Source organism: Enterococcus sp. GPZ-007 (assembly GCF_059374735.1).
Window position 1 is genome coordinate 1 of record NZ_JCAFYN010000122.1, and the last position, 428, is coordinate 428.

Here is a 428-nt window from a genome sequence, read left to right on the forward strand (position 1 = left end):
ATTATCAGAAAAAACGATTTTCAACTTTTAACAACCAGATTCTGGCATTGAAAGACTGGTTGTTAGAATGCAACTGCTACGATGTGTGTATGGAGAGTACCGGTAAATATTGGGTTCCTGTTTCCAATTTGCTTGAAGACGTGATCCATGTCACGATTGCGAATCCTAAATGGGTTCGTGCAGTAAAGGGAAACAAAGATGATAAGAAAGACTCCCAATGGATTGCCGAACTTTTCCGTATGGGATTGGTCAGAGGCAGTTTTATTCCAACGAAGGATATTCGGGTTCTACGAGAGTTCACCCGCTATCGCACGCGACTGGTCAGTCATCGTTCGAGTGAAAAGAACCGACTTCAAAACGCCTTTACCGTTGGCAATGTTGCTATGGACTCTGTGGTGTCTGACATGTTTGGAGTCAGCTCCAAAAAA

The 428-nt window shown here is 43.2% G+C and carries 1 protein-coding gene; it reads left to right on the forward strand.

The window, feature by feature from the left end; all coding sequences use genetic code 11:
• On the forward strand, positions 1 to 428 hold a 428-nt coding region (locus AC4J95_RS21185; RefSeq protein ID WP_494551555.1), incomplete at both ends, for an IS110 family transposase.